The sequence below is a fragment of the Halorussus amylolyticus genome (genome assembly GCF_004143485.2).
Classification (GTDB): domain Archaea; phylum Halobacteriota; class Halobacteria; order Halobacteriales; family Haladaptataceae; genus Halorussus; species Halorussus amylolyticus.
Genome location: NZ_ML974130.1, coordinates 446,621 through 471,110 on the forward strand (window position 1 = coordinate 446,621; position 24,490 = coordinate 471,110).

Sequence of the window (24,490 nt, forward strand, 5' to 3'; positions counted from 1 at the left end):
TTACTCCCCCCCTACCCGCGGGGTTGCGGGGCTCCGGGGCCCCCCGTACCCGCGGCGACGGCAGGAAGGTCGGAAAGACGGAACCGCGGCGCCGGTCGCGGGTGACGGAGAAATTCAGTCGTCGGTGAGGTCGGCCGACGCCACGGACCCGTCGATGGGCGCGTCGGGAGTCGCCTCGCCGAGCTCGGGCGGCATGCCGAGCTGGTAGTCGTCGGCGTCGCCCCGGAGTTCGGTGCGCCCGCGGTGAATCGCCACGTCGTCGTTGAGGTGGAGCCGAACCGCCTCCAGCAGCACGTCGGCTTCGAGGGGTTGCCCCCGTCGCTTGACGGTCTCGATGGGCGCGCCGTCGGGCACGTCGAAGGCGCGCTGGGCCACGATGGGGCCTTGGTCGAGGTCGGTCGTGACGTAGTGGGCGGTCACGCCCGCGATGCGGACGCCCGCCTCCTTGGCCTGCCGGTAGGCCTTCGCGCCGGGGAACGCGGGCAGCAGACTCGGGTGGACGTTGATGATTCGGCCCTCGTACCGGAACACGACGTTCGGGCCGAGGATGCGCATGTATCGGGCCAGCACCACGAGGTCGGTGTCGTACTCCGCGAGCAGGTCGAGAAGTTTCCCCTCGTCGGGTGTACCGCTCCCGTCGCCGATGTCGTGGAACGGAACACCGTACTCCTCGGCGACCGGTCGGAGGTCGGGATGGTTGCCGATGACGACGCCGATTTCCGCGTCGAGGTCGCCGGTCTCGCGCGCCGCGAGGAGTCGTTCGAGACAGTGAGACTCCTTGGTCACGAGAATCGCCATCTGGCGGGTCTCGCGGTCGGCGGGGTAGCGAACCCGAACGTCCATGTCGAGGTCGCGGCCGAGTTCGTGGAGGTCGGCCCGGAGTTCGTCGCGCGAGACCGCCATTCCGTCGGTATCGACCCGCATGGTCATCCGGAACAGGTCGTCGCGGACGGCCTGGTCGAGGTCCTCGATGTTGATTTCGCGCTCGAACAGCAGGGTCGTGATGCGGGCGATGAGTCCGGTGTCGTCGTCGCCGACGACGGTAATTTCGGTCAGTTCGTGCTGGCTCATCGGACCACCCGGCTCAGAGACATTGTTGGACCGGCTACGCCCGGGAGACTGAAAAGGTGACGCTTTTGCGCAACACTCCCGGAGACATGACCACGTTCGTGCAACGAATCGGGATTCCAAAAGAGCTTTTGAGCATGGACGACCACCTTCGAGTGATGACTGCCTACACCGCCACGGTCACGGTGCGCCTGAAACACGGCGTCCTCGACCCGGAGGCCGAGACGACCAAGCAGGCGCTCGAACGACTCGGTTTCGAAGTCGAGGGCCTGCGGTCGGCCGACCAGTTCGAACTCGACCTCGACGCCGACTCCGCCGACTCGGCGGGCGAGCGCGCCGAGGAGATGGCCGAGCGCCTGCTGGCGAACCCGACCATCCACGACTACGAGGTCGCGGTCAGCGAGCGATGACGGTCGCAATCTCTCCGACACCGACCGTCTTCCGACACCACGGGAGGTGGTCGAAGTGACGGTCGCTGTCGTCCAATTCGGCGGCAGCAACTGCGACCGGGACGCCGAGCGCGCGCTCGCGCACCTCGGCATCGACGCCGAACTCGTCTGGCACGAGGACGGCCTGCCCGACGCCGCCTCGGGCATCATGCTCCCCGGCGGCTTCTCGTACGGCGACTACCTCCGGGCGGGCGCGATTGCCGCGAACAGCCCCATCATGGCGGAGGTCCGTGAAGCCACCGAGAAGGGCACGCCGCTTCTGGGCGTCTGCAACGGCGCGCAAATCGGCTCCGAATCCCGGCTCACGCCCGGCGCGTTCACCACGAACGCCTCCGCGCGGTTCCAGTGTGAGCGCGTCCACGTCCGGGTCGAGAACGCCGACACGCCGTGGACCGCGGCCTACGACGAGGGCGAGGTCGTCGAACTCCCCATCGCCCACGGCGAGGGGCGGTTCGAAGTCACCGACGACCACCTCGAAGAACTCGAACGCGAGGACCGGATTCTGTTCCGGTACTGCGACGAAGACGGCGCGGTCACGCCCGAGGCGAACCCCAACGGCTCGAAGGGGAACGTCGCTGGCGTGGCTGGCGAGCGCGAGAACGTCGCGGTGCTGATGCCCCACCCCGAGCGCATCACGCTCCCCGACATCGGCGAGACCGACGGACAGGGAATCCTCCGCGGGTTCGAGAACTGAGCCGGTCGTCGCGGCGAACTCACCCCGACGAGCGTCGCCCGTGGGCCGCGAGCAGGACCCAGACGAACAGCATGACGAGTAGCCACCCCACGACGACGAGTACGGACCACGCCGACAGCGGCCCCGCAATCACCGATAGCGGCCCCGCAGTCACCGACGCAACTCCAATCGCCGCCGCGCCGGTGGTCGCCGTCATCGCTCTATCTCCGCGGGCGCGTCGGTCGCTATCCACTGGTCGTCGCTCTCCTCGCTGTTCCGAATCTCCATCCACCCGTTCGAACAGAAGATAGTTTCGTAGTCGCCCCGTCCCTGAGACATTTCGTCTACACGCCGGGTCGGCGACCACCGGCGAACTCCCCCGGTCGCCGGGCCGCCTTCGGCGTGCCCCCCGAGCGAACACGAGGACCGAGACCGACTTTGTTATCCGGCGAGTATCCGGGCGGTACGGTCGTCCTACGTCCGAGAAGCTTCCGTTGAATCGTCCCGAGCCGACGGAAATACGCCGCTACCGGGTCGGTCGCGGAGCGAGTACGTTATCGAGTTAGCGGGAGGCTGAATCCGGTCTCGCGCTCCATCACGGCGTTCCACGTCGCCTCGCAGTCGCACGAGACCTCCGAGAACACCGAGGGGTCTTGGCGAAGGTCGAAGTCCTTGATGGCGGTCTGGACCCGGTCGTCGCAGTCGCCGCAGTTGTGCGCGCCGCGGTCGCTTCCGTGGCCGACCGGGTCCGAGACCACGATGGCGTCGGCGTCCGCGGTGTCTTCGAGCACCTCGGCGACCGACCAGAGCCACGGCGGGCGGTAGCCGTTTCGGAAGTACAGTTCGTCTACCATCGTGTACCGCTGGACGTTGGTGGGGTTCATCGAGACGGTGTGAGCGTACTCGGCGCACCTGCGAATCGACCGCTTCATGTCCTCGACGGCCTCGGATTCGGAGAGGAACGGCGGCTTCATCAGGAGGTAGGCCTTGATGCCAGCGCCCGCCTCCTCGGCGTGTTCGCTCGCCTCGATGAAGTCCTCGAAGTCGAAGTACTTGTTGACGCAGTCGTGGCGCACGCGGTCGGTCGCGGTTTCGAGACCGACCGCCACGTCGGTGTCGAGACCCTGCTCGGTGAAGTCCTCGATTTTCTCGCGCTCCACGAAGTCGGGCAGGCTCTCGACCACGATTCGCTCGCGGTCGGCGAACGTCTCGGCGATGGCTCGGCGGGTCTGTGCGCCGACTTCGCGTTCGTCCAAGAACGACCCGGAGGTGTAAATCTTGATGAGACCCGACTTCCCGTCGGCCTCGCCCGCCTCGATTTTGTCTCGTTCGTGTTCGAGACACACCTCGATTTGGTCCATCAGCGCGTCGTGGGCGACCGACCCGCCCTCGACCGATTCGGCGACGTAGCCGCACATCGTACAGCCTCCGGCGCGCGCCCACCGACACCCGCCGGTGTTGAGGATGATGGTGAGACTCTGGTAGACGCCGCCGGGCGTCTTGTCCTCGTCTATCCAGACCCGAGTCGGCTCGTGGGGGTCGTACGTCTTGTCCTTCTGGGCGCGAATAGACCGCATCACCTTGTTGTGGGCGTCCATCCCCCGCCCCTGCTCGTACACGTCGGGCGTCGGCTTGCTCATTGGGAATCGGTAGTGGTCGCCCGCGTAAATCGGCTTCGGAGACGACCCCGGCCCGACGCTCGGCGAAACGCCGAGCGTCGGGCGTGAAATATCCGAGACGAATGCGAAAACAGTCGGAGACAAATGCGAAAACGGTCGGAGACGAAACGGTCGGAAAACGAAGCTCGCGCGGTCAGCCGAGTTTGTCGTAGTCGTCCTGCTGGGAGCGATACCAGAGCGCGCCGCCCACGATGGCGACCAGCACGACCAGTCCGACGCCGCCGTACAGCAGCATCTGGGTCTGTTGGTTCGACTGTGCGGCCGACTCGGCACCCTCTGTGGCCTCGCCAGCCAGATTGCCCGCGAGCTCGAAGTTCTCGCCGTCGAACGCCGAGATGGCGTCTTCGAGGTCGCCCTCGGCGTCCGAGACGCTCGCACCGCTGCTCTCGGCGTCCGAAATCGCGGCTTCGGCGTCTTCGATGGCCGAGCGCGCCTCGTCGCTCTCGGCGGTGTACGGTCGGAACTCCCACGAGTCGAGGGTGTCGCTGTTACCGCCGTCGCGGACCTGATTCAGTTCGGTCAGCAGGTGCATCTGGGCCGGGTCGTAGGTGAAGTCCGACACCTCCGCCACGGTTCCCTCGATGGTGACCTCGACTTCGGCGGCGTTGGTGTCGCTCTGGAGCGTGTGGTTGAACGACTGGCCGTCGTAGGACTCCTGGGAGACCTTGTCGCCGCCCTGGTCGTACAGCTTGACGGTCCACGTCACGCTTTCGAGTTCGGTCTCGCCGTTGAGCGTCCACTCGTCGTACTCGCTGAACGGCCGGTCGAGCGTGTACGTCGTAGTCACTTCCTCGCCGACCTCGGCGTCGGAGGGGGCGTCGCTCGCCGACACCGACACCGCGGCCGCGGCCGGTGCGGCCGCCGAGACGACCAGCGTTGTGGCGAACAGCAGGGTCAGGAGTTTAGAATAGTGGTTCGAGTTCATCGTCGTCGTCCTCCACGAGTTCTTCCAAGTTCTCTTCGCTCTCCTCCCGGATGTCGTCGATGTTGTCCTGGGCCTCTATCGCGACTTCCTGTAGCTCCTTGATGCGCGGGACGTTGTTCACGCCCGACAGGAGAATGACGCCCGCGACGAAGTTGGAGTCGGCCACCGGGTAGTCGCCGCCCCGGACCTCCATCGAACCGGTCTGCTCCTCCAGCCACTTCCGCCCGCGCTCTATGCCTTTCCGATTGAGGTGCTGGGGCGGGCCGCTCATGACGAGGAGGGCGCGCTCGGTGCCTTCGATTTCGCAGGGCAGGGTGAGTCGGCCGAGCGCCGCCTTCCGGACGAGGCTCGTGATACGATTGGTCGTGTTGGCGGTGTCGGTGGGTTCGTCGTCACCGCCGGTGAACCGCGAGAGCAGGCCGCCACCGGAGTTGCTGTTCTCGACTTCCTCGGCCGCGTAGCCGATGGTCGAGACGCCGCCCCCGGCGAGCGTGTTGATGATTTCGCTGGAGTCCACGACGCTCTCGGCGACCTGGTCGCCGCCGCCGACTTCGCCCGCGCCGAACAGGATGCCGAATCGGCGCACGATTTCCTCGTTGATTTCGGCGTAGCCGCTGGTGATGGACTCGCCGGACTGTCGCCACGCGTCGTTGTCGAACACCATCAGATTGTCCACTTCGCGGACGAACGTCTGGAACGACCGCGCGGCGTTGAGCGTGTAGATACCCCCCTCGTCGCCGCCGGGCAGGATGCCGAGCCCGTACACCGGTTCGGTGTAGATTCGCTTGAGATGCTTGGCGAGGACCGGGGCACCGCCCGACCCCGTCCCGCCGCCCATCCCGGCGATGATGAGGAACGCGTCGACTTCGTGGACAGGGATGGTGTCGATTGCCCCCTGAATCTCGTCGATGTCCTCCTCGGCGATTTCCGCGCCGAGTTCGTTGTCTGCGCCGACGCCGTGACCTTTGACCCGAGACTGTCCGATAAGGACCCGTTGGTCCTGCGGAATGTTCTCGAGTCCCATCAGGTCCGCCTTCGCGGAGTTCACCGCGACTGCGGACCTGACGATGTCACTTCCGGTTCGCTGGTCGTGCTCCAGGAACCTGTCGACTATCTTCCCACCGGCCTGCCCGAAACCAATCATTGCGAGCTTCATTTTCCGTACCGTACTCCGTTGGGAGAAACACAACGGTGACGCGTGGTTAAGCTTTTTGGTCCGCTGGCCGACACCGAGAACGCCCTCGTTACGGAAAACCGCAAGACGGTAACGGGTCGTTACTCAAATGGCGCTATCAACTACGACTCGCGGACATGTTCTTTTAAGTTTATACGCGGCTCGATGTATCATCTCCGGGTCCGTTTGGCGCCTTCCTGAGGGTGATTCTGCGCCCGCGTCAGACGCCCGTCCGCCGCGGGCGCGCGGACAGAACCCGACCTCGAACCGTCACTTCTCGACGCCGAGATACGCCGCGAGCGTGGTCAAATCGGCCGCTTCGACGCCGAACGCGTCGATGTCGTTGTGCGCAACCGTGTTGTCCATCTTTAGCGACCGGAACTGGTCGGCCCCGAACGGGACGAACGGAATCGGGTCGGCAGCGGTGAGACCGAGCTTCGACAGCGCCATCGGAACCGGGAGGACGGTCAGCGACTTCCCCTCCGCGCGGTACGCGAGTTTTGCGACGTCGGCCATCGTCAGCACCTCGGGACCGCCGATTTCGTAGGTCTCGCCGTCGTGGTCTTCGTCCACCCCGTCGGCGAGAATCGGCACGAGGTCGCCGACCCAAATCGGCTGGAAGCGGGTCTTGCCGCCGCCGGGGAGCGCGGTGACGTACGGCGTCGTCAGCTTCTTCGTGAAGCCGACGAACTCCCCGCCGTCGCCGAACACCACCGATGGCCGAAACGTGGTGTACGCGAGTCCGGAGTCCTCGACCACCTGCTCGGCCTGTCCCTTGGCTCGGATGTACTCGGTCGGCCCGTCGGGGTCGGCACCGAGCGCGCTCATCTGGACGATTTTTCGCACGCCGTGGCGCTCGGCCGCCTCGATGACGTTCTGCGTGCCGCCGAGGTGGACCGCCATGTGGGACGCTCCGCCGGAGGGCTTGAACAGCGGCGAGAGCGACACCAGATTCACGACCGCGTCTTGGTCCTCGAACGCGGCCTCGATGGAATCGACGTCGGTCACGTCACCCTTCGCTCGCTCGACCCCGGCCGGGAGGTCGGCGTCGTCGGGGTCGCGCGCGAGGACGGTCACGTCGTGGCCGCGGTCGTCGAGTTCGGCCACGAGGTTCGTCCCGATGAATCCGGTTCCTCCAGCTACGAGAATGTTCATATACGGGATAGGTAGCGACGGCAAGTAAAGGTACTGGGCCACTCCTTGTCTCGGTATCGGGCCATTCTCTGCCTTGGTACCGGGACACTCTGTCACCCGGTTCGAGCGAGTCGCGTCCGCGGACGCGACTCGCTCGAACGCCCGGTCCGGATTTCTACTCACGCTTCGCCTCGGACCCACAGCCATTTATACCGAGCCGCGACCACCTGCGAGTATGCTCATCACGCTGGAGGGCCTCGACGGGAGCGGTAAGACGACGGTGTGGGAGGTGCTCCGCGAGGAGTTCCCGGAGTTCGTCTACACCCGCGAACCGACCGACACGTGGTACGGCGAGGCGGTCGAGCGGTCGGTCTCCGACGACGACGCCGACCCCGTCGCCGAACTGTTTCTCTACACCGCCGACCACGCCGCCCACCTCTCGGAGACGGTTCGCCCCGCGCTCGAATCGGGCGAGGTGGTCGTTTCGGACCGCTACTCCGACTCGCGGTACGCGTATCAGGCGGTCAGCATCGAGGGCGCTGTCCGGCGACCGCTCGAATACATCCGCGGCATCCACCAGCCGTGGACCCGGCCGCCCGACGCCACCATCTACCTCGACGTGGACCCCGAGACGGGCGCGGCCCGGAGCGGCGCGACCAACAAGTTCGAGCAGGCCGCGTTTCTGAGTCAGGTCCAGAGCAACTACGAGCGCCTGCTGAAGGCCGAACCGGAGCGATTCGTCCGGGTCGATGCGACCCAGTCGCCCGAAGCGGTCCTCGACTCCGTCGTGGACGTGGTGGCGCGACTCCGCGACGACTTCGACGACGCCGACGAGTAGACTTCTTGCGCTCTCGGTAGGCCTTTTGCGCTCTCACCCGTACGACGAGTATGGCCGACGAGGACGCCGGTCGCTCGCGGGAGCGTTCGCGCTCCCGCGAGCGCAACCGCGGTGCCGACGAGAAGCCGAGCTTTAGCTTCTCGCTCCCGCCGATGTCGCTCCCCGACGTTCGGCTTCCGGACCGGATTCGGCTCGTGTTCCCGTTTCCCGACCCGCCCGAGAAGGTCGCTCGTCGCACGCGCGTCCGAGCGTCACGGGTCCTGCTCGTGGTCGCGCTCGCCGACGCGCTCGACTTTGCGGCGATTTTATGGGCCGGGCCGTCCGGACTCCCGTGGATACGAGCGGCGCTCGGCACGCTCCTCTCGGTGACGTTGGTCGGACTCCCCGGTCTGCTGTACGCGTGGGAGCTACTCGCGGTGTTTTTGGGGTTCGGCTGGCTGACGGTCGCTCCGACCCTACTGCTGTTGACGGTCGCCCGGTTGGTCGTTGGGCGGTGAGCGGGGGAACGGGCCGTAGCGGGGCGGGAGTCGAATTCTAGGAATCAAAGTGCGTTTAGCTACCACACGCAAGCAAACGGCAGGCCTTTTATCCTCCTCGCACGCAGGTCCAGGTGTTATGAGCTACGACAAGGTCGAAGTCCCCGAAGGCGGGGAGAAGGTCACGGTCGAAAACGAGGGCGAGGACGGACTTCACGTCCCCGACAACCCCATCATCCCGATTATCCACGGCGACGGAATCGGACAGGACGTCGGCCCGGCCGCCCAGAAGGTGCTCCAGAAGGCCGCCGAGGAGACCGGCCACGAAGTCCACTGGATGCGTCTCTACGCTGGCGAGAGCGCACGAGAAAAGTACGGCGAGGACGTCAACCTCCCCGACGAGACGGTCGATGCCATCCGCGAACACCGAGTCGCTATCAAGGGGCCGCTCACGACCCCCGTGGGCGCTGGCTTCCGCTCGCTCAACGTCGCGCTCCGACAGACGCTCGACCTCTACGCGAACGTCCGACCCACCTACTACCTCGACGGCGTCCCGTCCCCGATGAAAGCGCCCGAGAAGATGGACATGGTCACGTTCCGCGAGAACACCGAGGACGTGTACGCCGGTATCGAGTGGAAGGCCGGCACCGACGAAGTCGAGAAGGTCCGTGACTTCGTGGAGGACGAAATGGGCGTCGAGGGCGTCATGCACGAGGGGCCCATCGGTCTCGGTCTCAAGCCCATCTCCGAGAAGGGGAGCAAGCGTCTCGTCCGCGAGGCCATCGACTACGCCATCGAGAACGACCGCGACAAGGTCACGCTCGTCCACAAGGGCAACATCATGAAGTTCACCGAGGGGCAGTTCGGTGACTGGGGCATGGAGGTCGCCGAAGAGGAGTACGACGACGAGGAGGTGTTCGCCGCGCCTGATTCGCTCTGGGAGGAGCAGGACGAAGTGGACATCCCCGAGGACGCCGTGATGGTCGAGGAGCGCCTCGCCGACGCGATGCTCCAGTGGATGCAACTCCGGACCGACGAGTTCGACGTGCTCGCCATGCCGAACCTCAACGGCGACTACCTCTCGGACGCCGCGGGTGCCCAAATCGGCGGCCTCGGCATCGCGCCCGGCGCGAACTTCGGTGACAACCGCTGTCTCGCCGAACCGGTCCACGGCTCCGCGCCCAAGCGCGCCGGTCAGAACATGGCGAACCCGACTGCGCTCATCCTCTCGGGCCGTCTGCTGTTCGAATACCTCGGTTGGGACGACACCGGCAAGCTCATCCGCGACGCCGTCGAGGAGACCATCTCCTCGGGCAAGGTCACCTACGACCTCGAACGTCAAATCGAGGGCGGCGAGAAGCTCGGTACCAGCGAGTACGCCGACGCAATCTGCGAGAACATCGAGAAGCTCTCGTAAACCCACTTCGGTCGCTTTTACCCTCTCTCCCGTTTTAATTTCCACGACAGATGGATTTATAAAATGACGCGAGAGTGTAACTCGTATGGGAACGAGCGACATCGCGGGGAAAGCGCGCCGATTCGACAGGTGGCTCGGCGCGCAGTACGATAGGCTCCTCCACCGAAAGCACCGGGTCGAAGCGGCGTACTGCGAGCGGCGCGCCGAGCGGGCGCGCGCTCGCGGCGACCTCGGTGCCGCCGCCGACTACTACGAGCGAGCAAGCGGCTTGCGGGGGCGACTCGGCGACCACGAGGCGTCGGCCGAACTCGGGATGGAACTGGGCGCGGTGGCGCGCGAGACCGGCGACCTCGACGCCGCGCGTCGGGAGTTCGAGCGCGTGGCGGAACTCCACTCCCGGCGGCGGAACGCCCCCGAGGCGCTCGACGCGATGGAGGCGGTCGTGGAAGTCGCCGACGAGCAGGCCGACGACGACGGTCTCGCGGAGTGGTGGGGGAACGTGATGATGGTCCTCGGACAGGCCGAGGCGAGCGACATCGACGACGCCCGGCGCGACGAACTCGTCGCGGCGTACGCCGACCGGATTCACTCCGAGGACAGCGCGGGCCGCCTCTACGGCTTCGCGCTCGACGCGCTCGCGGACGGCGACGACGAGACGGGCGAGCGCCTGCTCGACGCGACGTGGGAGCGCCGCGAGGTCGTCCGCGAGGAGGTGGACGTGTTCCGGGTCGTCCTCGCGGCGGGGGTCGGCCGGGTCGCTCACGCCGAGACTGCGGGCCGGGACATCGACCGCGACGCCACGCTCGACTTCGTCGCCGACCACCGCGAGAAGCTCTCCGAAGCCGCGACCGCGCTGTTCGCGCGACTCCGCGACGGCGCGACCGACACTGACCCGGAGACGCTTCGGGCCGACTTCGACCCCGACGAACCCGCCGACCTCCGGACGCTCGAAGGCGAGGTCTTCGGGCGGTTTCTCGAAGAGCTGTAGGCCGTCCTACTCCTGCCAGTCGGGGTTCGTGCGCGGCGGACTGAAGATGTCCACGCCGGTCACGGTGTCGTCGCCGCGGTTCACCGCCGAGTGGGGTTCGTCGCTCGGGATGGCGTACGAGTCGCCCGCACTGACTTCGATTTCCTCGCCGTCGACGGTGAACGTCAGCGTCCCGCCGGTGAGGTAGCCCGTCTGCTCGTGGTGGTGGCTGTGTTCGGGCACGGTCGCGCCGGGTTCGATTTCGAAGTGCTGGACGTTCATCTCCTCGCCGCCCGCGAGTATCGAGAGGTGGACGCCTTCGACGGCTTCGGTCGCTTCGACGGAGTCTGTGGGTACGACTTCCATGCATAGTGGTCACGCTCGCTCGTACTAAAAGTTCGACTGTGGGCAATCCGACCCGAGACGGGGTTGCATGCGCGGATTCGGCGGCGTGCCGCCGAATCCGCGCACGTGTCGGCTACTCGGATGGGACGGCCTTGTAGAAATTCTTAAACTGTGATAGATTTTAGAATCATGCTGAATACAGGCCGCGTATCCACCGTTCTCTTCCCGATTGAGCAGACTGCTCTGCCCCGGGTATCAACGAGCTTGCAATATCATACCGTGTACCGACCACAACGTTATCACTCTCATTCCCCTCTATCACAGAATGGCAGACACAAAGAAGGGCCGAGACAAGCAAGCCAGTGACGCAGCGAATCGCCAGCGAGAGCGGGAAATCGAAGCGTCGCGTGAGCGTGCCGACGAAGCCGAACCACCGCGCGACGGGCGGGACGAATCTCGACGTGAGGGGAACGAACCTCCAGACTCGCCTCGGACGTGTCATCGTCGTGGCTGTACTGAGCCCGCGACGTTTGTCGTCCTCGAACGCTATCAAGAAGAAACCGGCCACGGCGCCGTCGAGGCAGAAGCCTTCTTGTGTACAGAACATACCGCCGAAGAGAGCCCGACGAACCTCGATACGGCCTATGCTGACTACGTGTTTCGTGTCGAGTCCGTTGCGTAGACAGGTATCCCCGACACGGCGTACCTGAACAGGTGACTCACTCGATAGGGGGCCGAACCACAACCCAACCATCGTGCTGGATACATCCTCTCTATTCAGCACGCGACTGTTATCACTTGCCGAGGATTTCGACAGAGCCGACGCGCCCTACCGCCCGAGGTCCTCGTGGGCGCTCGACAGGTGCCGGGACGCGAGCGCCGCGAGCAGCGAGAGTTCGCCCGCGAGCGCGCCGACCGCGATGATTTCGGCGAGCGCGTCGGCGTTGGCTCCGGCGGGGTCGCCGCCCCCTCGGAGTCCGAGCACGTCGAGCGCCTCCGACTGGGTACCGAGCTTCGTTCCGCCGCCGACCGTCCCGACCTCCAGACTCGCCAGACTCACACTCGCGTAGAGCGCGTCCTCGCGCGCTTCGACGGTCGTGATGGCGTTCGACCCCTCTACGACCTGCGCGGCGTCCTGTCCCGTCGCGAGGAACGCCGCGGCGACCACGTTCGCGGCGTGGGCGTTGAAGCCGAGGCTCCCGGCCTTCGCGCTCCCGACCAGATTCTTCCGGGTGTTGGCCTCCTCGATGGCCTCCGGCGTGGTGTGGAGTCGGTCTTCGACGGTCTCGCTCGGGATTTTCACGTCGGCGGTCACGCTCCGACCTCGGCCCTCGACCGCGTTGATTGCGGCGGGCTTCTTGTCGGTGCAGAGGTTTCCGGAGAGCGCGACGAGCGAGGCGGGGGTCTCGGCCTCCACGACTTCGGCGGCCTCGCGGGTGGCGATGGTCGCCATGTTCATCCCCATCGCGTCCTTGGTGTCGTAGACGAATCGCAGGAACACCGAGTCGCCGACGACGTAGGTGTCCACGTCGAGGAGTTCGCCGTGGCTGGTCGTGGATTCGGCGGCCTCGCGGAGTCGGTCGCGATTCTCGCCGACCCACGAGACGACTTCCTCGGCCTCCGCGATGCCCGCGACCCGAAAGACGGGCGCTCGGGTCATCCCGGTCTTGGTGACTCGGGCGTCCGCGCCGCCCGCCGTGGCGATGACCGAACACCCGCGGTTCACGCTCGCGACGAGCGCGCCCTCGGTAGTCGCCAGCGGGAGGTAGTAGTCGCCGTCGGCCGCGCCGCCCGCCACCTCGACGGGACCCACGACGCCCATCGGAATCTGGGCCGCGCCGACCATGTTCTCGACGCTGGTGTCGGCGGCCAGTTCGGCGTCGAGCGCGTAGTCGCCGACCACGTCGAAGTCGGCGTCGGTCTCGGTTTCGAGCAGGCGGCGTCGGGCCGCGGCCGCAGTCTCGGCGTCAGCGCAGTCGTCGAGTTCGTGGAGTCGCAGTTCGCCCTCCCGGACCCGGTCGGCGAGGGTCGCGGGGTCGGTCGAGTCGGGGGTGTCGGCGTCCGAATCGGCGTCGGTCATGTCCGGATGGTCGGCGGGTCGGCCCCTAACAGTTCTCATTCTCGCCGGACCGACCACTTTTTCGTGCCCGCCCGACCACTTTTACTTTCACCGCGGACATGCCCGGGGTTTATTTCCCCGGCGTTCGAACTCGAAATCGGTTCCCGGACCGCCGCGCATCGTTCGGCGGACGTTCCTGCTTGCGGGCAGGAGACCGCGGCGTTCGCCGCGGTCTCCCGCCCGTTTCCCCGGAGGTGTGGTGGACCGCCCGCGTGCCCGATTCGGTCTCCATTCCCGTCTCGGCGGCACGCCGGGCAGTCGCTCGCGGGTCGCCGGATGAGCGACCCGCGAGACTCGCGTCGGTCGGGAACCGCCCCCTGTCATCCTTCGACCGAAGCGCTCGACAAATCGCTCGTTCTCAAAATCTGCACGTCGCTCGTTCTCAGAGTAGCCTGTACCGACCCCGACTCTCGCTGACCTCGCCGCGCCGCGCCAGCTTTTCGAGCGCCTCGCGCACGTACTCGCCCGGAACCCCGCGCTCGCTCGCGTACCCGACCACCTCGTCTTCGGTCGGTCGGTCGAGTTCGCGCAGGGCGTCCCGAACCGTCTCTTTCCGGGACCCGCCGCGAGTGCTGGCCGACCGGTTCTCGGCGCGCTCGGCCGCGGCCGCCACCTCCTCGGCGTCGATACCCGACGCTTCGAGGAACTCGTCGTCGGAGACGCCCGCGTCCTCGACCCGGGACTCCATCTCCGCGAACGAGTCGAGTTCGGCGAAGGCTTCGCCCTCGCCTCGTCGGTTCGCGAGCATCGACGCCCGGACCTCGCGGGCGTGGTCCTCGTCGTCCGTCTGCACGAATTTCTTGAGTTTCTCGAACTTCCGGCGCTTGCCACACCGCAGACACTGGGTCGTGTCGGGCCGCCCCTCCACGATTTTGAGCGCCCCGCAGTCGCTACATCCCACGACGGCGTACATGGGTCTCTCTCGGGCCGCTTCCTACGTGAACGTTCGGACTCGGCACCTCTCATGGCGACCTTTTTATCGCCCGCCGGACACACCTCCCGTATGAACGAGTCCGAACTCGCCGCGAAGATAGACCACACCGTCCTCGGCCCCGAGACGACCGTCACCGACGTGGAACGCGTTCTCGACGAGGCCGCCGAGTACGGCATGAACGCCTGCATCCCGCCGTGCTACGTTGCCGAGGCCGACGAGTACGCACCGAGTGTGACCCTCGCCACCGTCGTCGGATTCCCGCACGGCCAGCACGCCACCGGGGCCAAGCGCGACGAGGCGGTCCTCGCGTGGGAGGACGGCGCGGACGAACTCGACATGGTACTCAATATCGGCCGCCTGAAGGCCGGAGAGACCGAGGCGGTCCGTGAGGACATCGAGGAGGTCGTCGCCGCGGTACCGATTCCGGTCAAGGTAATTATCGAGACCGCGCTCCTGACCGACGACGAGAAGCACGCCGCGTGCGAGGCCGTCGCGGAGGCCGACGCCGCGTTCGTCAAGACCTCCACCGGGTTCGCCGACGGCGGCGCGAAGGTCGCCGACGTCGAACTCATGAGCGAGTACCTCCCCGTGAAGGCGAGCGGCGGCATCGGCGACTACGAGAAGGCGAAGGCGATGCTCGACGCCGGGGCCGAGCGAATCGGCGCGAGTTCGGGCGTCGAAATCGTTGCAGACTTCCGAGACGCCGACAACTGACCCCGCGAGCGGTCGAACCGAGCGCCCGCTGGCGATAGAAATACAGCGTTACGCCGGTCGTTCCGAATCTCGAAGCTTACACCCGTCGCTCGAACCTCGAGACCGCTCTCGCAAAGCCGCTCGAATCACGAAAAAGGTCTGGGAATTCAGTCGTCGTCATCGCCCGAGGGCGAGCCTTGGCCCTGCGTGGACATGCTCGACGCGCCGCTTCGGGCAGTTCCGGCCCAGCGGTTGATGTTGTTGGCGACGTAGTCGTGGCCGCCCCACCCGAACGCGATGCCGACCGCGAGCGCCACGCCCGCCGCGAGACCCCACGCCATCGCGCGAGCGAACAGGTAGAGTATCTCCACGTCGATGCCCATCGTGTCGAGACCGATGACGAGGGCGACGAAGTAGAGGAAGAATCTGACGCCGTTGGCGAACCACGACGTGTACGCGGTCTCGGTCGCCGCGCGCGTCCGCTCTATCGCGTCGCCGATGAAGTCCGAGACGATGAACCCACCAATGATAACGACCAACCCCGCGATGAACGCCGGAAGGTACGACACCGCGGTCGAAATCCACTCCGACAGAATCGGAATCGCGAGCGTGTTCGCGGCCGCGAGGATGGCGAGCGCGTAGACGAACCACGCGCCGACGCTGCCGAGGAAGTTCGACACCGCGTTTCGGGAGTCGCCGAACATCCGACCGAGCGGCGTGTCGCGTGCCTGTTTGTCGATTCCCGCTCTGTCCGCTACGCCAGCGACGACCCGCCGGACGGCCCTCCCGACGACCCATCCCACGAGCAGGATGAGTATTGCACCGACGAGTCGCGGAATCGCGGCGATTATCTGTGAGAGGGCGTCGCCGAGCCAGCCCGGCAAGTCGCCCAGCACGCCGTCTTGCTGTAGTACGAAGTGCGCTTTCATGGTTTTCTCGCCGGATTCGACCGGCACACGTACCACGGACCCGACGCAGTTTGTTGTTGGGTGCCTACTTTCGGAGTGCGAGACCGGCGCTGAGGCGGGTCTTCGGGTCGCGACCCCCGTCTCGGTTTCGGACACATCGAACGCCGAACACCTCCTCGACTGGCGGTTCGCTCGAACTGCAACCGTGTGAAAAATAACCCGGAGCTGACACGTGAGCCGCGCCGGTTCGGCGCTCCTCTCAGCGACGGAGAAACGGCGGAGAGAGCGAGCGTTCCGACCGGTAATCGGTTTCCATTGACTGTCAGCGCCCGGACGAGTCGGCGGGTCTCGGATTCGAGCCGGGATTCGTGAACTGATTTACAGCAAACTGGTTCGTTCTCGGAGGGGTGAAACGGTCCCTTGCGCGAGGTCAGAGGACGAGACCGGTCACGCCGAACGTCTCCAGCAGCATCCACCCCACGAACGCGGCGTAGGCCGCGAGCAGGGCGTACGCCTCCCGGTCGGTGAGTTCGAGGTCGGTTCGCATCACGCCGAACAGCAGAATCGTGGCGATGGTCAGCGCGCCCATCATGGGCGCGGCGACGCCGAAGTCGATGGCGGTCGCGCCCACGAGCAGGATTCCGACCGGAATCGCCACCAGCAGGTCGAAGACGTTGCTCCCGAGGACGTTCGCGAGGCTGGTCACGTCGCTGTCTTTCTGGGCGGCCCGAACGCTCACGAAGGCGTCGGGGAGGCTGGTGCCCGCCGCGACGACCGTCAGCCCCCAGAAGAAACTCGGCGTTCCGAAGGCCTCGCCGAGACCGAGCGCGGCCCGGACGAGTCCCTCGACGCCGACCAGAATCACGACCAGACTCACCGCGAGCGTCCCCCAGACCCGAAGCTGGCTCACGCCTCCGGTGTCGGGTTCCTCGCGCATGTCGCGGGCGTCCTGGTACTGAATGAAGATGTACAGGCCGTAGAGCGCGAGCGGAAGCAACACCAGCGGGCGGGTGAGTTCCCCGGCGAGTCGGCCGTCTGCCACCGGGTAGTAGATGACCGCGAACGAGAACGTGAGCAGCAGGACCGCGACCGAGAGCATGTAGAACTGCGCCTCCTTGTAGACGAGGCTTCGGTTCGACTGGAGTCTCCCCTGTCCGGCGAGCGCCGCGGCGGCGGGAATCACGAGGATGTTGAAGATGGCCGACCCGACGATGGCCGCCACGCCGAGCTCGAACTCGTTGTGGACGAGCGCGGCCAGCACGACGCTCGAAAGCTCGGGAAAGCTCGACCCGATGGCGGCGATGATTGCGCCTTGGATGATGGCCGGGACGCCGTAGTAGGCCGCGAGTCGCTCTGCGGCGGCCTCCAGACGGACGCTGCCCTGCCAGACGACCGCGGTGGCGACTGCGGCGAGTGCGAGATACCCGGCGATGGCCAACATGTCCAAGACTCGCCCGCGGCGAGTCTTGGACGTTACGGAAATCGGAGACGGGACACGACGGCCGTTCTAAGGGATAACGCTAAGTAGTCGGGCTGAGAAACCTATCGAAAGATGGACTTAAACGCCAACGGACCGCTCGATACGATACGAGAACAGGGCGACGGATTCGGCGTAATGCTGGCCGTCCTCGCAGTCGCGTTCCTCGCGGTGGGCTACGCTGGCGGGAGCGTCCTCGCTGGCGAAGCGGTCGCGGCCCAAGCGTGGGTCGTTCCGGTACTCGGCGCGCTCGGCGCGTCGTTTGCCGCGCTGTCCGTCCGAAGGTGAGCCGTCGCGAACCCGAATCCGTCGCGTTTTTGGCCGCGTAGTCCGAACGTTCCACAGCGAATGGCCCGCTACCACATCGAAACCTACGGGTGCACCTCGAATCGGGGCGAGAGCCGCGAGATAGAGCGACGGCTCCGAGACGCCGGACACCACCGGGTCGAGGGGGCCGACGAGGCCGACGTCGCCATCCTCAACACCTGCACCGTAGTCGAGAAAACCGAGCGCAACATGCTCCGGCGGGCCGAGGAACTCGAATCCGAGACGGCGGACCTCATCGTGACGGGGTGCATGGCGCTCGCCCAAGGCGAGGAGTTCCGGCAGGCGGGCGTGGACGCCGACGTGCTCCACTGGGACGAGGTCCCCACCGCGGTCACGAACGGCGAGTGTCCGACCACGACGCCCGACGCCGAACCCGTGTTGGACGGCGTCATCGGAATCTTGCCCATCGCTCGGGGGTGCATGTCCGACTGCTCGTACTGCATCACCAAGCAGGCGACCGGGAAGATAGACTCGCCGCCCGTCTCCGAGAACGTCGAGAAGGCTCGTGCGCTCGTCCACGCGGGCGCGAAGGAGATACGGATTACCGGCCAGGACACCGGCGTCTACGGCTGGGACACCGGCGAGCGAAAGCTCCACGAACTCTTGGAGCGAATCTGCGACATCGACGGCGAGTTCAGGGTTCGGGTCGGGATGGCGAACCCGAAGGGCGTCCACGGCATCCGCGAGGAACTCGCCGAGGTGTTCGCCGAAAACGAGAAGCTCTACAACTTCATCCACGCGCCGGTCCAGTCGGGGTCGGACGACGTACTCGGCGACATGCGCCGCCAGCATCAGGTCTCCGAGTACGTCGAAATCGTCGAGACGTTCGACGAACATCTCGACTACTGGACGCTCTCGACCGATTTTATCGTGGGCTTTCCCACCGAGACCGACGCCGACCACGCCCAGAGCATGGCGCTCCTGCGCGAGACGCGCCCCGAGAAAATCAACGTGACTCGGTTCTCGAAGCGCCCCGGCACCGACGCCGCCGACATGAAGGGTCTCGGCGGGACCCTCAAGAAGGAGCGCTCGAAGGCGATGACCGACGCCAAGATGGAGGTGGTCGCCGACGCCTACGACGCGATGGTGGGCGAGACCCACGAGGTGCTGGCGGTCGAGGACGGCACCGCGGATTCGGTCAAGTGCTACGACGAAGCGTATCGGCAGGTCATCGTCCAGAACGCGCCGGAGTACGGCGTCGAGGTCGGCGACTTCGTGAACGTGGAAATTACCGGCCACAGCACGGTGTACGCGTTCGGCGAACCGGTGTGAACTCCGCTGTCAGTTTCTCGCTCGCTCGGTCTCGCCGCCGACCAACTGCTCTACGTTCTCGTCGTCTTTCCACTCGCCGAGTTCCTTCGGGTCGATGTGGACGAACACGTCGTCCACCTCGTCGAGGTCTCGAATCGCCTCGACCACGTCGGTCTCGATATCGTGGGCCGCCATGAGCGTGCGGTCGCCCTCGACCTCGATGTGGAGGCTCACGTCTATCTCCGGGCCGACGTAGTGGGCGATGACGTCGTGGGCACCTTCCACGTCGGGGTGGGCGAGCGCCCGGCGCACGATTTCGACCCGGAGGTCTTCGGGCGGCGCGCTCCCGACGAGGTAGTCCACGTTGTCTTCCACGATTTCGTACCCGGTGTAGAGGATGCCGAGCGCGACCGCTCCGGCCGCCACCGGGTCGAGAATCGGGTAGCCGAGGTTCGCGCCCGCGACCCCGACGAGCGCCGCGCTCGCGGTCAACACGTCGATGCGGTTGTCGAGCGCGGTCGCGCGCACCGCGGGCGACCGCACGCGCTCGGCGACGTTCAGGCAGTAGCGATACAGGCCGATTTTGACCGCGGCGGTCCCCGCGAGGACGACCAGTGGGGCCGGACCCGACGCGACCGCGACGTCGCCGGAGAGGACGCTGGTCGTGGCCTGCCAGAGGACCGCCCCGCCCGCCGCGAACACCCCGACCGCGACGAACAGCGAGACGAACGGTTCGATGCGCTCGTGGCCGTGCGGGTGGCCGAAGTCGGGCGGTTGGGTCGTCAGGTAGAGGCCCGCGACCACGACCATGCTGTAGGCTACGTCGGCGAGGCTGTTGACCGCCTCCGAACCCACCGCGAGGCTCCCGGTCGTCCACCAGACGACGCCCTTGGCCGCGACCAGCGCGACGTTGACCGCCAGCACGAGCGCGCCGACCCGCCGAACGGCCGCTCTTCGATTCATCGGGCGTGGCTTTGGCCGCCGGAAAGAAGGGTGTATCGTTCTCCTCGGTCGGTCGTACCGTTTCGACCGACCGACGTCAACAGCAGGCCGCGCTGCCGCCGTCACAACAGGCCGAATTGCTGCCGTTACCGCAACAGCAGGCCGCATTGCCACCGCCACAGCAAGCCGCGCCGCCACCGCAACACCCGCCACAACAGCAGACGACCGCGACCGCGGTCGTTTCCGAGTCAGTACAACAGTCGGTCTCGCAGTTGTCGGACATCGCACTCGCTGGTAGGCCCCGGACATGGATAAAGAAGTCAGCGTCCCGAGAGAAAGGTGGTTTCTCCGCCGAAACTCCCCGGTGGCGTTTATCCCGTTCGCGCGCCAAGGTTGTGGTATGACCGAACGCTCCGCCGACGCTTCGGGCGACGACTGGCGTCGCACGTGGCACGCGGTCCGCGACGTGCTCGGTTCGAAGTGGGCGTTCCACGTCGTCCGGGCGCTCGCGGTCGAGGAACGAGGGTTCAACGACCTCAAGCGCGACTTGGCTGGCGTGACCGCCAAGACGCTCTCGGAACGACTCCGAGAGCTTCGGTGTCTCGGATTCGTGGAGAAGGAAGTCCACGCCACTTCGCCGCCCACGACGACGTATCGCCTCACCGACTACGGCGAGTCGCTCGCCGCGATTATGGGCGACGTGGAATCGCTCGTAGACGTGGTCGAGTGTCGCGACCGAGACTGTCCCGTTCCGGCGACGACCACGCCCGAATGCGCGTGCGACTGCTAATCACTCGATTCGAACCGCGCCGTCGCCCGACCCGTCGACGCCCTCCTGCTCGGCGAACGCCTTGCGGAGTCGGTCGTAGGTGTCGTCTATCGCCTCCACGACGACCTTCGTGTCCGAGATGACCGGCATGAAGTTGGTGTCGCCCTCCCATCGGGGTACGATATGGGTGTGTAGGTGGTCGCCGATTGACCCGCCCGCGCCGCGTCCGAGGTTCAGCCCCGCGTTGAAGCCGTCGGGCGAGAGCGCGGTTTCGAGCGCGTCGAAGGTTCGCTGTTTGAGTCGCGCGTGGTCGAGCAGGACTTCTTCGGAGAGGTCGGGGTACTCCCCGGTGTGGACGCGGGGAATCACCATGACGTGACCGGGGTTGTAGGGGTAGTTGTTGAGCATCACGAACGCCCGAGGACTCCGGGCGACCACGAGGTTCTCGCGGTCGTCGTCGCGCTCGGGGAACTCGCAGAACACGCAGTCCACGCCGGAATTTTTGTCGTCGCGCTCGACCCACTCGATTCGCCACGGTGCGAACACCTGTTCCATGTCGGGTCGAACGTGCGCGAGCGCTTTAGCTTTCGGCGATTCGGTGCGGCCGTCTCACGCTTCGAAACCAAAGTAATCGCCGATTGAATCGGGACGGTCCCGAATCCGACGCCCTACCGCCGCCAGTAGGTGGGCGTGAGGATGACGAGCACCGACAGAATCTCCAGCCGTCCAATCCACATCAGAAACACCATGTAGAGCTTCGCGGGGGCCGAGAAGTCGTGGAAGCTGTTCATCGGCCCGACGATGCCGACGCCCGGTCCGATGTTTCCGAGCGTTGCGATGGCGACGCTGATGGCTTCGAGACCCGAGAGGTCGAGACCCATCCAGAGACCGTCGAGGAAGATGACGACGGTCGAGACGGCGAAGATGGCGAGGAACGTCAGCACGAAGACGAACACGCCTCGGAGAGGCTCCTCGTCCACCACGTCGTCTCTCAGCCGAACCGGGCGGACCGCCTCGGGATGCACCGTCGTAAACAGTTCTCGCGCAATCGTCTTCCGGACGAGGACCCACCGGACGATTTTGATGGACCCCGCGGCCGACCCCGCCGACCCGCCGAGGAACATCGCCAGCAGGAGGACGGTCTTCGCCGAGGCGTCCCACGCGTTGAAGTCCATGCTGGCGTACCCGGTGGTCGTCACGATTGCCGCGGTCTGGAACAGGCTCTGGCGGAGCGAGTTCTCGAAGTCGCCCGAGAGCTGACCGATGCTCTCGGGCACTCGTTCGAGACCCGCCCCGGTGAACAGCAGAATCGCCAACAGCGCGCCGATGACGCCCATCGAGGCGAGATACGCCCGGAACTCCGAGTTGCCGGTGAGCCGGTCGGAGTCGCCGTTCAGGACGTGCCAGAACAGCGCGAAGTTGGTCCCGGCGACGACCATGAACCCGATGACCGCCCACTGAATCGCGGGCGAGAAGGCCTCGATGCTCCGGCCTTCGGGCGAGAACCCGCCGGTCGGAAGCGTCGTGAGCGCGTGGGAGACCGCGTTGTAAAAGTCCATGTTGTCCGCGAACCCGGCGAGGTGGAGTCCGTAGTACACCGCGATTGCGGCCACCGTGAAGCCGACGTAAATCTTCCACAGCGCGCGAGCCGTGTCCTGAATCCGGGGCGTGAGCTTTTCGAGCGACGGTCCCGGAGCCTCGGCGTCCATCACCTGCGCGCCACCCACCGAGAGCTCGGGCAGGATGGCGACCATCAGCACGATGATGCCCATCCCGCCGAGCCACTGGGTGAGCTGTCGCCACAGCAGTATCCCGTGGGAGTGGCGCTCGAACGAAATCTCGCCGAGGACGGTCGAACCGGTGGTCGTGAAGCCGCTCATGCTCTCGAACAGCGCGTCCACCGGGTGGGCGACCGTTCCCTGCCCCGCGACCAGATACGGAATCGTCCCGAGGACGGGAACCGCGAGCCACGTGAGCGCCACCAGCAGAAACGCCTCCCGGTGGCCGAGGTCGTCGGCCGAGCGGAGTCGTTCGAGTCCGACGCCGAGCGCCGCCATCACGACTATCGTCACGACGAACGGGAGGACGCTCTCGCCGTAGTAGAGCGCGACGGCGGCGGGGAGGAGCGGCGTCACCGAGAGGTACTTGAGTATCGTGCCGACGAATCCCAGGGTCGCGCGGTAGTCTACGTACACTCTGTCACTTCCTCTAGCCTTCTCTCTGAACTCCACTACCGTATACCCGACGAATCTCCCGGACGGCGCAAATACGCCAGTGAGTGGGTCTCTCCCACGCGTTCGCGGCGGTCGGGCGTTTCGACCGCGAACGCCCATTCTGGTATTTAAACCCTTCGGCCGTTTCACGGGGTTTTTGTTTCATTACTCAGTCTAACGACGCTATAAACGGTTTCGTCGCCTCTCGTCAAATATCGGGGTGAAACCGCCATACGTGAACCTGATGAACGGTTCGAACGCCCCCCAACGGAAGGGGGTTTTTATGCTCATATCAGCGCAAGGAGAGACCGAGAGGAAAGTCACCATGGCAACACAAAATCCGGGCTTCCAGGCGATAACCGAATCGTGCGACGAATGCGGCCGCGACACCCCGCACGAGGTCTCCGTCCAGATTCGCACCGAGAGTCAGAAGCGCGAAAACGCCGAGTTCTCGCGCGAACCGTACCGCGTCACAGAATGTCAGGTCTGTGGCGACACGTCGAGCCAGCGGATGAACAACGCCTGAGCCGAGGGGGTAGTGGGTCGAGCGGGGTGTGGGACGATGGGGGGTCGGGTCTTCGCGACGACTCGACGCGACACGCGGTTCGAACGCGACTCGAAAACGAACTCGTTTTGCGGCGCTACTTCGTCGTGACTTCACAGCCGTCTTCGGTCACGATGACGGTGTGTTCTTTCTGGCTGACGAGACGGCCGTCGTCCTCTTTCAGGACGGGGTAGCCGTGAACGACGTTGCTCATCTTGAGGCGTCGGAGCGCCATCTCCGCGCGGGGGGCGTCGAGCCATCGCGTCGCGAACGGGAGCGTCTTGAACTCCTCGGTTATCTGGTCGAGCGCCTTCCGGGCCTGCCGGTCGCGGACCGACCCCTCGCGTTCGAGCGCGAAAATCTGCTCGTCGTTGCCCTCGGTTACCTTTCCGGTGCCGTCGGTGGCGAACGGTTCGATGGCGACCACGTCGCCGACTTCGAGTTCGACGCCCTGGGAGACCGCGCGGTTCGGGATGTTTGGCGAGACGTGCTGCTGGTACTGGTCGAGACCGTGGCCGGTGAGGTTCACCACGGGGTTGTAGCCGTAGCCGTCGATGACCGACTCGATTTCCGCGCCGATGTCGCCGGTCTCGACGCCGGGTTCGACGAGGTCGAGCGCGGCGTCGAGCGCCTCGGCGCTCGCCTCCGCGAGTTCGGGGTTCCCCGAGAGGTCCACCGTAATCGCGGTGTCGGCAATCCAGCCGTCGATGTGGACGCCGATGTCGAGGTTGACCATCTCCTCGCCGAACTCGGTCTCGTCGTCGGGGGCGGGCGTGGCGTGGGCGGCCTCCTCGTCCACGCTGATGTTGACCGGGAACGCGGGCTTGCCGCCGAGTTCGCGGATGCGGTCTTCGGCGTACTCGGCCACGTCGAGGTGGCTCGCGCCGACTTCGACCCGTTCTGCGGCCTCCGAGCGGACTTGGGCGAGAATCTCGCCCGCCTCGCGGTGCTTCTCGTACTTCTCGGCTTCGAGGTCGACCTCGGTGTCGCTCATGGCTCTTGCTTTGCCCGAATGGGGGAAAGAGTTTGCGTCTCGACTCGTCTCGCCGAAATCGCTTTCGAGACGAGTCCGAATCGCCCGCGTGCGCCACTGCGACGCCTCCGTGCGTCCACATGTCACCGATTCGGTTAAGGCCGACGTACCGAGTCCGTAACTCGGTGGTAACGC

General features: G+C 65.9%; 28 protein-coding genes. 12 read left to right on the forward strand and 16 right to left on the reverse strand.

Annotated elements, in window-relative coordinates; all coding sequences use genetic code 11:
• Nucleotides 1-114: 114 nt before the first annotated feature.
• Nucleotides 115-1,071, reverse strand: coding sequence for a formyltetrahydrofolate deformylase (locus EKH81_RS02255; RefSeq protein ID WP_132057961.1), 957 nt, complete (start codon nt 1,069-1,071; stop codon nt 115-117).
• A 155-nt stretch (nt 1,072-1,226) separates the two neighbouring features.
• On the opposite strand from EKH81_RS02255, the gene purS reads away from it, so the two are divergent.
• Both purS and purQ read left to right on the forward strand, forming a co-directional pair.
• On the forward strand, nt 1,227-1,478 hold the full coding sequence (purS, locus tag EKH81_RS02260; RefSeq protein ID WP_132058229.1) for a phosphoribosylformylglycinamidine synthase subunit PurS: 252 nt from the start codon (nt 1,227-1,229) through the stop codon (nt 1,476-1,478).
• Nucleotides 1,479-1,533: 55 nt separating this feature from the next.
• The gene (gene purQ / locus EKH81_RS02265; RefSeq protein ID WP_132057960.1) at nt 1,534-2,211 is read left to right on the forward strand and encodes a phosphoribosylformylglycinamidine synthase I; all 678 of its coding nucleotides are present in this window, start codon (nt 1,534-1,536) and stop codon (nt 2,209-2,211) included.
• A 19-nt stretch (nt 2,212-2,230) separates the two neighbouring features.
• Here the strand turns inward: purQ and EKH81_RS02270 are convergent, their stop codons facing one another.
• From EKH81_RS02270 to EKH81_RS02290, 6 genes are all read right to left on the reverse strand, one after another.
• On the reverse strand, nt 2,231-2,407 hold the full coding sequence (locus tag EKH81_RS02270; protein ID WP_162224346.1) for a hypothetical protein: 177 nt from the start codon (nt 2,405-2,407) through the stop codon (nt 2,231-2,233).
• Nucleotides 2,404-2,529: a hypothetical protein gene (locus EKH81_RS19710; protein WP_274380463.1), complete on the reverse strand. Its 126-nt coding sequence runs from the start codon at nt 2,527-2,529 to the stop codon at nt 2,404-2,406. Before EKH81_RS19710 ends, EKH81_RS02270 begins: the two co-directional genes overlap by 4 nt.
• Before the next feature lie 215 nt (nt 2,530-2,744).
• Nucleotides 2,745-3,830 carry an archaeosine biosynthesis radical SAM protein RaSEA gene (locus EKH81_RS02275; RefSeq protein WP_132057959.1) on the reverse strand — a complete coding sequence of 362 codons (1,086 nt, stop codon included), beginning with the start codon at nt 3,828-3,830 and terminating at the stop codon, nt 2,745-2,747.
• A 172-nt stretch (nt 3,831-4,002) separates the two neighbouring features.
• Entirely contained in the window at nt 4,003-4,794 is a 792-nt protein-coding gene (locus tag EKH81_RS02280) for a TrbJ/VirB5 family protein (RefSeq protein WP_132057958.1), read from the reverse strand.
• Nucleotides 4,772-5,950, reverse strand: coding sequence for a tubulin/FtsZ family protein (locus EKH81_RS02285; protein ID WP_132057957.1), 1,179 nt, complete (start codon nt 5,948-5,950; stop codon nt 4,772-4,774). Before EKH81_RS02285 ends, EKH81_RS02280 begins: the two co-directional genes overlap by 23 nt.
• A 288-nt stretch (nt 5,951-6,238) precedes the next feature.
• Entirely contained in the window at nt 6,239-7,123 is an 885-nt protein-coding gene (locus EKH81_RS02290) for a complex I NDUFA9 subunit family protein (RefSeq protein ID WP_132057956.1), read from the reverse strand.
• Between the two features lie 214 nt (nt 7,124-7,337).
• Here EKH81_RS02290 and tmk point away from each other — a divergent pair, with 214 nt between their 5' ends.
• The 4 genes from tmk (at nt 7,338) to EKH81_RS02310 (ending at nt 10,821) form a co-directional block, all read left to right on the forward strand.
• Entirely contained in the window at nt 7,338-7,940 is a 603-nt protein-coding gene (gene tmk / locus EKH81_RS02295) for a dTMP kinase (RefSeq protein WP_132057955.1), read from the forward strand.
• Between the two features lie 50 nt (nt 7,941-7,990).
• Complete coding sequence (locus EKH81_RS02300; protein ID WP_132057954.1) at nt 7,991-8,437, forward strand: hypothetical protein; 447 nt, start codon at nt 7,991-7,993, stop codon at nt 8,435-8,437.
• 118 nt (nt 8,438-8,555) lie between these two features.
• On the forward strand, nt 8,556-9,833 hold the full coding sequence (gene icd, locus EKH81_RS02305) for an isocitrate dehydrogenase (NADP(+)) (RefSeq protein ID WP_132057953.1): 1,278 nt from the start codon (nt 8,556-8,558) through the stop codon (nt 9,831-9,833).
• Nucleotides 9,834-9,918: 85 nt separating this feature from the next.
• Nucleotides 9,919-10,821, forward strand: a complete 903-nt coding sequence (locus EKH81_RS02310) for a hypothetical protein (RefSeq protein ID WP_132057952.1) — start codon at nt 9,919-9,921, stop codon at nt 10,819-10,821.
• A gap of 6 nt (nt 10,822-10,827) precedes the next feature.
• Here EKH81_RS02310 and EKH81_RS02315 read toward each other — a convergent pair whose 3' ends face one another.
• The gene (locus EKH81_RS02315) at nt 10,828-11,166 is read right to left on the reverse strand and encodes a cupin domain-containing protein (RefSeq protein ID WP_132057951.1); all 339 of its coding nucleotides are present in this window, start codon (nt 11,164-11,166) and stop codon (nt 10,828-10,830) included.
• A gap of 304 nt (nt 11,167-11,470) precedes the next feature.
• On the opposite strand from EKH81_RS02315, the gene EKH81_RS02320 reads away from it, so the two are divergent.
• Entirely contained in the window at nt 11,471-11,827 is a 357-nt protein-coding gene (locus tag EKH81_RS02320; protein ID WP_132057950.1) for a hypothetical protein, read from the forward strand.
• Between the two features lie 147 nt (nt 11,828-11,974).
• On the opposite strand, the gene hmgA is transcribed toward EKH81_RS02320, so the two are convergent.
• Complete coding sequence (hmgA, locus tag EKH81_RS02325) at nt 11,975-13,225, reverse strand: hydroxymethylglutaryl-CoA reductase (NADPH) (protein WP_132058228.1); 1,251 nt, start codon at nt 13,223-13,225, stop codon at nt 11,975-11,977.
• Between the two features lie 421 nt (nt 13,226-13,646).
• Entirely contained in the window at nt 13,647-14,177 is a 531-nt protein-coding gene (locus EKH81_RS02330; protein WP_132057949.1) for a DUF5817 domain-containing protein, read from the reverse strand.
• A gap of 90 nt (nt 14,178-14,267) precedes the next feature.
• Between EKH81_RS02330 and deoC the strand changes: the two genes are divergently transcribed.
• The gene (gene deoC / locus EKH81_RS02335) at nt 14,268-14,912 is read left to right on the forward strand and encodes a deoxyribose-phosphate aldolase (RefSeq protein WP_132057948.1); all 645 of its coding nucleotides are present in this window, start codon (nt 14,268-14,270) and stop codon (nt 14,910-14,912) included.
• A 146-nt stretch (nt 14,913-15,058) separates the two neighbouring features.
• Here the strand turns inward: deoC and EKH81_RS02340 are convergent, their stop codons facing one another.
• Entirely contained in the window at nt 15,059-15,820 is a 762-nt protein-coding gene (locus tag EKH81_RS02340) for a mechanosensitive ion channel family protein (RefSeq protein WP_132057947.1), read from the reverse strand.
• 409 nt (nt 15,821-16,229) lie between these two features.
• Nucleotides 16,230-17,240 (reverse strand): sodium:calcium antiporter, encoded by a 1,011-nt coding sequence (locus EKH81_RS02345; RefSeq protein ID WP_132057946.1) that lies wholly within the window; start codon nt 17,238-17,240, stop codon nt 16,230-16,232.
• Between the two features lie 111 nt (nt 17,241-17,351).
• Between EKH81_RS02345 and EKH81_RS02350 the strand changes: the two genes are divergently transcribed.
• Nucleotides 17,352-17,564 (forward strand): hypothetical protein, encoded by a 213-nt coding sequence (locus EKH81_RS02350; RefSeq protein WP_132057945.1) that lies wholly within the window; start codon nt 17,352-17,354, stop codon nt 17,562-17,564.
• 60 nt (nt 17,565-17,624) lie between these two features.
• A complete protein-coding gene (locus tag EKH81_RS02355) occupies nt 17,625-18,875 on the forward strand; it encodes a tRNA (N(6)-L-threonylcarbamoyladenosine(37)-C(2))-methylthiotransferase (protein ID WP_132057944.1) in 1,251 nt (416 codons plus the stop codon).
• A gap of 9 nt (nt 18,876-18,884) precedes the next feature.
• Here EKH81_RS02355 and EKH81_RS02360 read toward each other — a convergent pair whose 3' ends face one another.
• Nucleotides 18,885-19,817 carry a cation diffusion facilitator family transporter gene (locus EKH81_RS02360; protein ID WP_132057943.1) on the reverse strand — a complete coding sequence of 311 codons (933 nt, stop codon included), beginning with the start codon at nt 19,815-19,817 and terminating at the stop codon, nt 18,885-18,887.
• Nucleotides 19,818-20,196: 379 nt separating this feature from the next.
• On the opposite strand from EKH81_RS02360, the gene EKH81_RS02365 reads away from it, so the two are divergent.
• Nucleotides 20,197-20,586 (forward strand): winged helix-turn-helix transcriptional regulator, encoded by a 390-nt coding sequence (locus EKH81_RS02365; RefSeq protein WP_132057942.1) that lies wholly within the window; start codon nt 20,197-20,199, stop codon nt 20,584-20,586.
• Here the strand turns inward: EKH81_RS02365 and EKH81_RS02370 are convergent, their stop codons facing one another.
• Both EKH81_RS02370 and EKH81_RS02375 read right to left on the reverse strand, forming a co-directional pair.
• Nucleotides 20,587-21,120, reverse strand: coding sequence for an HIT family protein (locus tag EKH81_RS02370; RefSeq protein WP_132057941.1), 534 nt, complete (start codon nt 21,118-21,120; stop codon nt 20,587-20,589).
• Nucleotides 21,121-21,233: 113 nt separating this feature from the next.
• Complete coding sequence (locus tag EKH81_RS02375) at nt 21,234-22,718, reverse strand: TrkH family potassium uptake protein (protein ID WP_394352034.1); 1,485 nt, start codon at nt 22,716-22,718, stop codon at nt 21,234-21,236.
• A gap of 385 nt (nt 22,719-23,103) precedes the next feature.
• Between EKH81_RS02375 and EKH81_RS02380 the strand changes: the two genes are divergently transcribed.
• Entirely contained in the window at nt 23,104-23,304 is a 201-nt protein-coding gene (locus EKH81_RS02380; protein ID WP_132057939.1) for a DUF7835 family putative zinc beta-ribbon protein, read from the forward strand.
• Between the two features lie 115 nt (nt 23,305-23,419).
• Here the strand turns inward: EKH81_RS02380 and map are convergent, their stop codons facing one another.
• Complete coding sequence (gene map / locus EKH81_RS02385; protein WP_132057938.1) at nt 23,420-24,316, reverse strand: type II methionyl aminopeptidase; 897 nt, start codon at nt 24,314-24,316, stop codon at nt 23,420-23,422.
• Nucleotides 24,317-24,490 lie beyond the last annotated feature (174 nt).

What these genes read in the sequence shown, in the direction of transcription:
- EKH81_RS02255 (WP_132057961.1), bottom strand. Translation starts at nt 1,071, where the DNA reads ATGAGCCAGCACGAACTGACCGAAATTACCGTCGTCGGCGACGACGAC.
- purS (WP_132058229.1), top strand. Translation starts at nt 1,227, where the DNA reads ATGACTGCCTACACCGCCACGGTCACGGTGCGCCTGAAACACGGCGTC.
- EKH81_RS02270 (WP_162224346.1), bottom strand. Translation starts at nt 2,407, where the DNA reads ATGACGGCGACCACCGGCGCGGCGGCGATTGGAGTTGCGTCGGTGACT.
- EKH81_RS19710 (WP_274380463.1), bottom strand. Translation starts at nt 2,529, where the DNA reads ATGTCTCAGGGACGGGGCGACTACGAAACTATCTTCTGTTCGAACGGG.
- EKH81_RS02275 (WP_132057959.1), bottom strand. Translation starts at nt 3,830, where the DNA reads ATGAGCAAGCCGACGCCCGACGTGTACGAGCAGGGGCGGGGGATGGAC.
- EKH81_RS02280 (WP_132057958.1), bottom strand. Translation starts at nt 4,794, where the DNA reads ATGAACTCGAACCACTATTCTAAACTCCTGACCCTGCTGTTCGCCACA.
- EKH81_RS02285 (WP_132057957.1), bottom strand. Translation starts at nt 5,950, where the DNA reads ATGAAGCTCGCAATGATTGGTTTCGGGCAGGCCGGTGGGAAGATAGTC.
- EKH81_RS02290 (WP_132057956.1), bottom strand. Translation starts at nt 7,123, where the DNA reads ATGAACATTCTCGTAGCTGGAGGAACCGGATTCATCGGGACGAACCTC.
- tmk (WP_132057955.1), top strand. Translation starts at nt 7,338, where the DNA reads ATGCTCATCACGCTGGAGGGCCTCGACGGGAGCGGTAAGACGACGGTG.
- EKH81_RS02300 (WP_132057954.1), top strand. Translation starts at nt 7,991, where the DNA reads ATGGCCGACGAGGACGCCGGTCGCTCGCGGGAGCGTTCGCGCTCCCGC.
- icd (WP_132057953.1), top strand. Translation starts at nt 8,556, where the DNA reads ATGAGCTACGACAAGGTCGAAGTCCCCGAAGGCGGGGAGAAGGTCACG.
- EKH81_RS02310 (WP_132057952.1), top strand. Translation starts at nt 9,919, where the DNA reads ATGGGAACGAGCGACATCGCGGGGAAAGCGCGCCGATTCGACAGGTGG.
- EKH81_RS02315 (WP_132057951.1), bottom strand. Translation starts at nt 11,166, where the DNA reads ATGGAAGTCGTACCCACAGACTCCGTCGAAGCGACCGAAGCCGTCGAA.
- EKH81_RS02320 (WP_132057950.1), top strand. Translation starts at nt 11,471, where the DNA reads ATGGCAGACACAAAGAAGGGCCGAGACAAGCAAGCCAGTGACGCAGCG.
- hmgA (WP_132058228.1), bottom strand. Translation starts at nt 13,225, where the DNA reads ATGACCGACGCCGATTCGGACGCCGACACCCCCGACTCGACCGACCCC.
- EKH81_RS02330 (WP_132057949.1), bottom strand. Translation starts at nt 14,177, where the DNA reads ATGTACGCCGTCGTGGGATGTAGCGACTGCGGGGCGCTCAAAATCGTG.
- deoC (WP_132057948.1), top strand. Translation starts at nt 14,268, where the DNA reads ATGAACGAGTCCGAACTCGCCGCGAAGATAGACCACACCGTCCTCGGC.
- EKH81_RS02340 (WP_132057947.1), bottom strand. Translation starts at nt 15,820, where the DNA reads ATGAAAGCGCACTTCGTACTACAGCAAGACGGCGTGCTGGGCGACTTG.
- EKH81_RS02345 (WP_132057946.1), bottom strand. Translation starts at nt 17,240, where the DNA reads ATGTTGGCCATCGCCGGGTATCTCGCACTCGCCGCAGTCGCCACCGCG.
- EKH81_RS02350 (WP_132057945.1), top strand. Translation starts at nt 17,352, where the DNA reads ATGGACTTAAACGCCAACGGACCGCTCGATACGATACGAGAACAGGGC.
- EKH81_RS02355 (WP_132057944.1), top strand. Translation starts at nt 17,625, where the DNA reads ATGGCCCGCTACCACATCGAAACCTACGGGTGCACCTCGAATCGGGGC.
- EKH81_RS02360 (WP_132057943.1), bottom strand. Translation starts at nt 19,817, where the DNA reads ATGAATCGAAGAGCGGCCGTTCGGCGGGTCGGCGCGCTCGTGCTGGCG.
- EKH81_RS02365 (WP_132057942.1), top strand. Translation starts at nt 20,197, where the DNA reads ATGACCGAACGCTCCGCCGACGCTTCGGGCGACGACTGGCGTCGCACG.
- EKH81_RS02370 (WP_132057941.1), bottom strand. Translation starts at nt 21,120, where the DNA reads ATGGAACAGGTGTTCGCACCGTGGCGAATCGAGTGGGTCGAGCGCGAC.
- EKH81_RS02380 (WP_132057939.1), top strand. Translation starts at nt 23,104, where the DNA reads ATGGCAACACAAAATCCGGGCTTCCAGGCGATAACCGAATCGTGCGAC.
- map (WP_132057938.1), bottom strand. Translation starts at nt 24,316, where the DNA reads ATGAGCGACACCGAGGTCGACCTCGAAGCCGAGAAGTACGAGAAGCAC.